This window comes from Pseudomonas sp. L-22-4S-12 (assembly GCF_009799935.1).
Lineage (GTDB): Bacteria > Pseudomonadota > Gammaproteobacteria > Pseudomonadales > Pseudomonadaceae > Aquipseudomonas.
Genome location: NZ_WELL01000001.1, coordinates 356,091 through 363,861, shown reverse-complemented (window position 1 = coordinate 363,861; position 7,771 = coordinate 356,091). Strand labels below are relative to the sequence as shown.

5 protein-coding genes and 1 pseudogene are annotated in these 7,771 nt (G+C 63.1%); 1 reads left to right on the top strand and 5 read right to left on the bottom strand.

What is annotated here, in order from left to right; genetic code table 11:
• The 5 genes and pseudogenes from F3I16_RS01675 to F3I16_RS01655 form a co-directional block, all read right to left on the bottom strand.
• A pseudogene (locus F3I16_RS01675) lies at nucleotides 1-475 on the bottom strand (hypothetical protein); the annotation flags it as partial.
• Nucleotides 476-482: 7 nt separating this feature from the next.
• Nucleotides 483-3,923: a T6SS effector BTH_I2691 family protein gene (locus tag F3I16_RS01670; protein WP_160492042.1), complete on the bottom strand. Its 3,441-nt coding sequence runs from the start codon at nucleotides 3,921-3,923 to the stop codon at nucleotides 483-485.
• A gap of 12 nt (nucleotides 3,924-3,935) precedes the next feature.
• Entirely contained in the window at nucleotides 3,936-4,784 is an 849-nt protein-coding gene (locus F3I16_RS01665; RefSeq protein WP_160492041.1) for a DUF4123 domain-containing protein, read from the bottom strand.
• Nucleotides 4,781-6,853 (bottom strand): type VI secretion system tip protein VgrG, encoded by a 2,073-nt coding sequence (locus F3I16_RS01660; protein ID WP_160492040.1) that lies wholly within the window; start codon nucleotides 6,851-6,853, stop codon nucleotides 4,781-4,783. Before F3I16_RS01660 ends, F3I16_RS01665 begins: the two co-directional genes overlap by 4 nt.
• Before the next feature lie 164 nt (nucleotides 6,854-7,017).
• Nucleotides 7,018-7,536 carry an Hcp family type VI secretion system effector gene (locus tag F3I16_RS01655; RefSeq protein WP_160077581.1) on the bottom strand — a complete coding sequence of 173 codons (519 nt, stop codon included), beginning with the start codon at nucleotides 7,534-7,536 and terminating at the stop codon, nucleotides 7,018-7,020.
• Between F3I16_RS01655 and F3I16_RS01650 the strand changes: the two genes are divergently transcribed.
• Nucleotides 7,535-7,750 carry a hypothetical protein gene (locus F3I16_RS01650; protein WP_160492039.1) on the top strand — a complete coding sequence of 72 codons (216 nt, stop codon included), beginning with the start codon at nucleotides 7,535-7,537 and terminating at the stop codon, nucleotides 7,748-7,750. The two genes, F3I16_RS01655 and F3I16_RS01650, sit on opposite strands and share 2 nt — an antisense overlap.
• Nucleotides 7,751-7,771 lie beyond the last annotated feature (21 nt).

The following is a 7,771-nucleotide window of genomic DNA, read 5'->3' as shown; positions in this document are numbered from 1 at the left end:
CACCGGGGCCGGCCAGGGCGAGTATGAATGCGCTGGGGTCCAAGGCAATGAGGAAGACGACGACAATGGCAGAGATGATGGCGAACCACTTCACGAACACCAGCAACGCCTGGGAAAGCTCCTTCCATTCGCATACCTCCATGCCGGCTTTGGTGAAACGATAGGCGAACTTGGTTTTTTGGTGGGTGGTTCCGTAAATACCCGCCATGGTTATGGAATAAAAGAAAAAGGCAACGAGCACGCCTTCTAGACTGTATCCAAATGATATGGATGTGAGAAAGGGGAAAAGTACCGTTGAGATAGTTCCTAAGAATATAAACATGCCATTGGCAATGGTCGTGTTGTAGGGGCGGGCCCTAATACGCCATTCCAATAAGGCGGGTTGATCTTCGTGCTTCCACTGGTGGTGTTGCGGGAGCTCGATAGGCTTGTTCCAGCGCAACAGGTCGAGAAGAACTTGCAGGTCGTTGTTCATGGTCGTCTTAATAACTGGCTGCGGGCACATGGAGGGGGAGCAGGCGGGTGGCCTTGCCGGTCAGCACCATGTCGGCAATGGGTTCGCTGCTGAAGGTGTTGCTTTTCAGTTGCGCGTTGTCGGCCGAGACGTCCAGATCCAGGCGGAACATGTAGCCCCGGCCGTTGCTGCTTTGCAGTACCGGCTCAGGGTAACGGACTTCCAGCTCCAATAGCGGTTTGCGCGGGTAAGGAATCCAGACCTGCCAGAGGCGCTGCTGCTCGCTGTGGGCGTAGAGGGCGTCGCCTGGCAACGGGCCGCTCGGGCGCTGGGCGGGCAGTTGGCCGAGCTGGTCGAGCGGCGCCCAGTGGCCGCGCAGGAACTGCTCGTAGAAAGTGCCCTCCAGGCCTTGCATCAGATCATCCTCGAACCAGCCGCGGTCGATCATGGCCGGTTGCAGATGCACGGCATGGCCGTCGAGCTCGGCGGGCAGCAGCAGTTGCAGCCAGAAGCCGGTGTAGCGGCGCGGGCCGCGGTCGTAGAGCGGGGCGGCGGTGGCCCGGGCAAGCAGGCTGGGGCGCAGGCAGATTTCCGCCAGGGCGCGTTGCGCGGCCTTGTGGTCGTCGTCACTGTGCGACCACTGGGGCGCCTTGCCCCAGCTGCAGCGGTGCAGCCACAGGCGCAGCCCCTCGCGCTTGTAGTGGTTGGCGACCATGCTGGAGAGCAGGTAGAGCACGCCCAGCACGGCAATCAGCACGGCGACGGGGCCCGACATGACCCAGGCGAAGCTAAACCAGAAGCCCAGGGTGCTGCCGACTATCTGTGCACCAGAGATGAGAGTCATTAGGCCTAGAGAGAACTGTTTCGCGCGGAGAGCAAGCTTCTCCTCCGAACTTGTCGATTTATCAAGATCCTTGGATACCTGCCAGGCCTCGAGCCCTGCGGCGATGGCGCCTAGTGCCGCCATGCTCAAGGTGCGCAGTACCAGCTTGTGAGCTAGCCGTGAAAAGTCCGCCTGGCCGGCTTTTAGCCAAGCTGTAGCGCCGGCCTTCGCCAGTTGCGTGGTTCGGTTGCCTATCACCGCTTCTAGCTTCGCCCATCTATTCCACGCCGGCACCACCCATAGGGCCATCAGGGCATTGCCGGTATAGGCGGCATTGGCGCCGATGGTGCGCAGTTCGTCGGCGCTGAAGATGCCGTCCTTCTCGGCCTGGGCCAGGGTGTTGCGGAAGTTCCAGAGGTTAAGCCCGGCGACCAGTACCGGCAGGCTGCCGCCCAGGTTCTGGTTGACCCAGTGATGCGTGCGCGCGGCGTAGGCCGCCGCGTTCTTGGCCTTGAGCTGAAGCTGTTCGAGCAGCTCTGCCTGGCCCAGGGTGGCCAGCCAGTGCTGGGTCTGCTGCACCTGAACATGGGTGGTGTGGGTCTGGGTGGCGATGGCGCCGGTTACTTCGTGGGGTTTGCTCAGATCCAGCCCGAGCCGCTGTGCCTCCAACTGGGCCAGTTGGATCTGCGCCGCGCGCCTGTCGTGTGCCGGCGTACCCGGGCGATTGAGGGGGCCTTGCTGGCCGCTGATCTTTTTGGTCAGCTGGGCGGAGTCCATTTGCCACTGGCGGATTTCCCGTGGGTATTCGGCGTCCTTGAGCAGTTGGGTCTGGTGAGAGATTTCCGTCGAGAATAGTACCTGGGTCACGCTGTGGGAAAAGACCCGAACCTGGGGGGCGAAGCGGTTGCTCAGGGCTGGCAGCAGGGTGAAGGCGATCAGGTTCCAGCTACCCTGGGCTTTTTGCCCGACCACCTGGCGCAGGGTCTCGAAAGCGCGTTTGGCCGGCTCGGAGAGCGCCTGGTAGAGCATGCTTCGCTGGACGCCGGGCAAGTCCAGAACGGCCTTCAATTCATTGGCTCGGGTCGCGACACTGGTACCGTCGGAGAGGCCGCCGATCGCTTGGCCGCTGCCGTCGCCCTGTTGCCCAAGATCGTCGATGGTGCCGTGGCGGGTGAAGTTATCGGAGACGCGGTGGATCAGCTCGGAGAGTTCGGTGTTGAAGTTGACCAGGGCCAGGCCCGCGAGCGTGGTGGGGCGAACGTACTGCTCGCATAGCCAGTCCTTGCCCCGCTCAGTGGCGCCCAAGTGCTCGTAGAGGCTGGCCATGGTGTTGAGCAGTTCGGTGGCCTGTGCGGCATGGCAGGGGTCGTAGGAAACCTCCTCCGGCCGGGGGGTGAGCCGCTCCAGCCAGGCGAGCAGATCGCCTTCGCTGCGTGCGATATGGGCGTTGAGGCGTGCCTGCTCAGCACTTTGCTGGTGCAGATAGGCCAGGGACTCGTCAAATTTCACATCCGCGCGCCAGATGCGCTTGTCGTGCCATTGCTCGACCAGCTCCTGCCAGCCTTTGCCGGTGGGGGGGCTGCCCCAGCTGGCGCGGTACTTCGCTTGTGCCTGCTGCAGGAGCTGGGTTTTGTGCGTCAGTGTCGCGTCGCTGCCATTGTGGTGACGCACGTTGGCCTCGGCGTCGAGCAGGGCGTTGGCGTCTTTGATAAAGGCATAGTGGCGCTGCGGGTCGTTAGTAACCGAGCGAGGCGTGAACGGTTCCAGATCGGCGCCGCACAGCATCTGTACGTTGATGGCGCTCTCGATCTTGTTGCGCTGCTGCTCGTCGGCGGCGTTCAGCTCCAGCCAGCGGCCCTGCAGGTTCATGGCCAGGTCGTCGATGGCTGCGAGAGGGTCGTCCAGCGCGATGAACAGTGCGCTGTCCTGATCGGGGACCCGACCCAGCACCATGGCCTGGTCGATGGCGGCCTTGCAGGGGCGCGAGCTGTCATCGGGCCGGGTGGGGAGCAGGCAGGTTTGGAACGAAGGGGCTTGGCCGTCGGCCAGGATATCGGCAACGGCATGGCCCAGTTCGCGTAGCGGTGCGGAATGTGCAGCGCTTAGCTTGGTGCAGTAGCTGGAAAGATCCAGGTCGCGCATCCAGCGTTCCTGCTCCTGGGGATTACTGCGCATCTTTTCGCACAGGCGCCATGTCCACTGAACCGGGGAGTAGGCGATGCGCAGGCGGCTACGGCGTGGATATAACAGGTAGGGGCGTGTCTCTGCGGGATTGTTGCGTGTGTCCTGGTTCAGTTGCGCATCGGTCCATTTGTGACGGATGAATTGATGGCCTTGGACTTGGTATTCGTGAAGGGTTTTGTCGGTTTCGTTCCAGACATAGAGCCAGCCATCACGCAACTGGCGAAGTGTGTAGCTGCGAGTGGCGAGCTTGGGGAGATGCCGATCCGACCAACCTTGGGGCAAGGGGTTGGGGCCCTTGGCAGTTCCCTTGGCTGGCGATTCGTCGATGGCATAGCGCACCGGGAATATGGCCAGTTCAAGGGCCTTGGCCGGGCATTGGCCCTGAGAGCTGAGCGGCTTGTTCTCAAAGGCCTGGTTGCGTTTGGCTTGTTGCAGTTCTTTGCTGGGCGTTTGGGTCGTCATGGCGCCTTTCCTTCAGCTTGTCAGGCAGTCGTCGTCCAGTGCCTGGATGCGCAGTTCTGGGGGAAGTTGCTGGGCTACCGGCTTGCGCCTTAGCCACTCCTGGTAGGGGCTATCGGGGCGGGTGGCGAAGTCGCTGCCCCAGTAGGCGCAGCGCTCCAGCCAGATGGCGATGCTGCGCTCGCTGACCAGCCCCCAGGTTTCGGCATCTTGTATTCGTTGCTCCAGCCAGCGGCCGCGCGCGTCTTCAGCGAGCGGGCGCAGCGTGTTCGGGAAGTCGTGGTCGAGCCAGTCGTACAGGCGTTCCTTGAAGCGCCAGCGATGAGCCTGATCCAGTGCCTCGACTTGGCTCTGGGTCATATGGCTGAGGGGGTGGGCGAGAGTTGGGCTGTCGGGCTGGGGGCGAAAGGCTCTCCACTCCCAGGGGGTGGAGGGGGCCCAGTTTGGAGGCCGCACGGCAACATTCCATTGGCTGATCGGGCCTAGCAGGCTCTTGTAGGCCTGTTCCGGATAGCTGGCTAACCAGTGCCAGGTAACCAGTGGATCGGCAAAGCGCAGCAGGCTCTGGCTGCCTAGATCGTCGGTTATGCTGATGAACTGACTAAGGTGCTCGGCCACGGTTGTCGAGGGTGCTTGGGTGGAAATCAGACTCGCTTGGCTTTGCAGGGCATTGTCGTGCTGTATTGCACCTAGCAAAGGCGACCACGCGTCGAGCGCCACGAGTATTGGGCCAAGCTCCTGGAGCTCTTCCCAGCGGGTGCCGAGGTAAAGCGGTATGACCTCCAGCGGTTCACCCGATTGGTAAATCCACTTCGTGGCATCTTGGCGCAGTACGCCGTCTATCAGCAGCAGTTGGTTGGTCATTGCCCCCCCTCCTGCTTTAGTTGCTCGCATATCTCGCAACGGGGCGTGGCTCGCAGTAGTGCCTGGCGCTGCGCCTGGATCAACAGCTCGCCAGCTTTATCGCTGTCCGCTGCTCTCACCTTGCCCGGCAATAGCGGCGCAGCCCCCGAGCCACTACCCGGCCCACCGCCGGAGTTGATCTTCACCGTCGCGCCGCTGAGGGTGATGCCGCTGGCGTCGAGTTTGACGAAGCTGCCGCCGGCCTTGAAGGTGAGTTCTGCGCCGGCTTCGAGGACGACTTTCAGGCCGGCGTTGAGGTGGATCTCGTTGCCGGCTTCGACGAACTGGCCGGTGCCGATCTTCACGTGCTGGTTGTTGGCCACGGTGAGGTGGTCGTTGGCGCGGGTTTCCACCTTGCGGTCGGCGTGGGTGGTGCGGTGTTCCTCGGCCTTCAGCTCGGTGTAGTTGTTGGCTTCGACCGTGTCGTGGCGTTCGTGGCCGATGCGGATCTTCTGGTCGTTTTCGACGTTTTCGTCCCAGTCTTTCTGCGCGTGCAGGTAGATCTGTTCCTGGCCTTTGCGGTCTTCGATGCGCAGCTCGTTGTAGCCGCCACCACCGGGGGAGCTGAGGGTCTTGAATAGCGTGCGGGTCTTGTTCGCCGGCAGGTCGTAGGGCACCACGTGCTCGGCGTGGTACAGGCAGCCGGTGAGCAGTGGCTGGTCGGGGTCGCCTTCGAGGAAGGTGATCAGCACTTCCATGCCGATGCGCGGGATGGCGATGCCGCCGTAGCGGTCGCCGGCCCAGCTGCTGGAAACGCGCAGCCAGCAGCTGGTCTTGTCGTCGGCCTGGCCCTCGCGGTCCCAGTGGAACTGCACTTTCACCCGGCCGTACTGGTCGCAGTGGATTTCCTCGCCCTTGGGCCCGGTGACCACGGCGCTCTGGCTGCCGAGGATGCGTGGCTTGGGGTGGTTGAGCGGCGGGCGGTAGGGGATGTCCCAGGGAGTGGCGCTGAAGCGGTTGCGGTAGCCCTGCTGGAAGCTATCGGCCGCGCCCTGCTGTGCCGGGCCGGGGGCGGCGCGGGTGCCGCCGAGAAAGTCGGTGACCGACTCTTCCAGCACCTGCGGCTGCTTGCCTTCGTGGTGGATTTCGTTGAGCAGCCACTGCTGGTTCCAGTCGGCGCGCGGGTGGGCGGTCAGTTCGAGGAAGTGGCCGCTGAGCAGCAGGGGCTGGTCGCTGCTGCCTTCGGCCAGCTGGTAGTCGCTGCGGTGGCGTTCCAGGGCGCGCTGGGACAGGTGTTTGCCGCGGCTGCGGTCGGTGAAGCGGCCGGGGTAGTCGTAGTCTTCCAGGTCCGGCTTGGCATCACCTTTATGCGCGGCCTCCAGTTGCAGGCGCGGCTTCTCGAAGTCGTAGTCGCGGCGGGTGACGCGGCTGGTGCGGGTGGCCAGGCGCAGGCCGAAGCGTTTGATCACCGGATCGTCGGCGACCAGGCCGGAGTCCTGCTGGTAGGCCACCGGAGCCAGGCGCGGGAAGGCGGTCTGGTCGTCGGCGAAGACCAGCACATGGCCGTCCGGGCTGTGCTGGAAGTGGTAGTGGATGCCTTCCTCCTCGCACAGGCGCTGGACGAAGTGCAGGTCGCTCTCGTCGTACTGCACGCAGTAGTCGCGCTTGGGATAGCTGGCGCCGAGCTGGAACTGGTAGGCGCCCTGTACGATGCCGTGCTCTTCAAGGATGCTGGCGATGATCTCGGCCACGCTGAGCTGCTGGAAGATGCGCTGGTTGCTGCGGTGGGCCAGGTAGGCCAATTGTGGGCGCAGGACCAGTTGGTAGCGGGTCAGGCGCTTGCCGGATTCGCCACGGCCGGCCTGGTGGATGTAGGCGTGGATGCCATTGCCCTGGCTGGACAAGGCGAGAAAGGCGCGCTGGTGCAGCAGGCCTTGAAGATCGAGGTCGGGCTGTTCGCTGACCAGTTCCAGGGTGAAGACGAAGGGCTGGCTGAGGCCCTCGAAGCCCTTGAATTCGAGCACTTGCAGGTCGTGCGCGACGCCGTCGATGCTCAGGCTGAAATGGGTCTGATTGGCTGGGGCGAACATCCGTTGTTCCTTCTGCCGAAATGGCATCGGCCAGGAGACCTGGCCGATGCGGGTAGTGCGGTCTGCGTTCCAGCAGGCCTGTGCATTCTCGGCGACTGCCCGGCGCCGTGCGTTGACGCGTGGCGCAAATTACCAATAGGCGGTGGCCGAGAAGCCTGCGCAGCTTAGGCGGAGATCGGCGAACGCCAGTCGTCCGAGCCGGAAGTGCCGGACACTTCGTGGGTCCAGACGATCTTGCGGTAGGTGAAGTAGACGTCTTCCAGGTGGGTGAAGTGGGCCATGCCCGGGTCCTGGCAGTTCGGCATGCGCGACTGCACGTCGACGATCACCGCGTCTTCCAGTTCGATGGTGTAGTAGTGCTCCTGGGTGCCGGTGGCGGAGGTGCGGTACCACTCGATGCGGCACTTGTTCAGGCGCTCGCCGGAGGTCAGCGAGTTGAAGATCAGCGGCGAGGACTTGTCGAACACCTTGGTGATCATCAGCGGCTTGTGTACGCGCTGGCCGGTCGGTTGGCCGGACTGCGGGTCACGCGGGATGATCACCTGGTGGTTGAAGGCCTGTACCAGCACCTGGTCTTCATGACCTTCCTGGAAAATGTTGCCGACCGAATCCTCGGTGAAGGTGCCAGCGGTGATCAGACCTTGTTTGGTGCCTTCGAGGGTCATATACGCGGGTGTTGGCATGAGTGCTCTCCTTGCCTGGGTCATGGACCTTGTCTGGTCCGGGAGCCAGGTTCAGTTCAAGAGCTGTGCCAGCAATGAAAAATCATTAAAAAACAAACGGTTGCGTTTTCTCTTCGGCGGCTTGGAAACACGCCTGCCAATTGGCGCACAGAAAGCTGCGCAAGGCTTTGCGCAGGGCTGCGCAGAAACCTGCGCAGGCGGCCGGGGGCCGTGACGGGCAGGGGCTGCAGGGTGT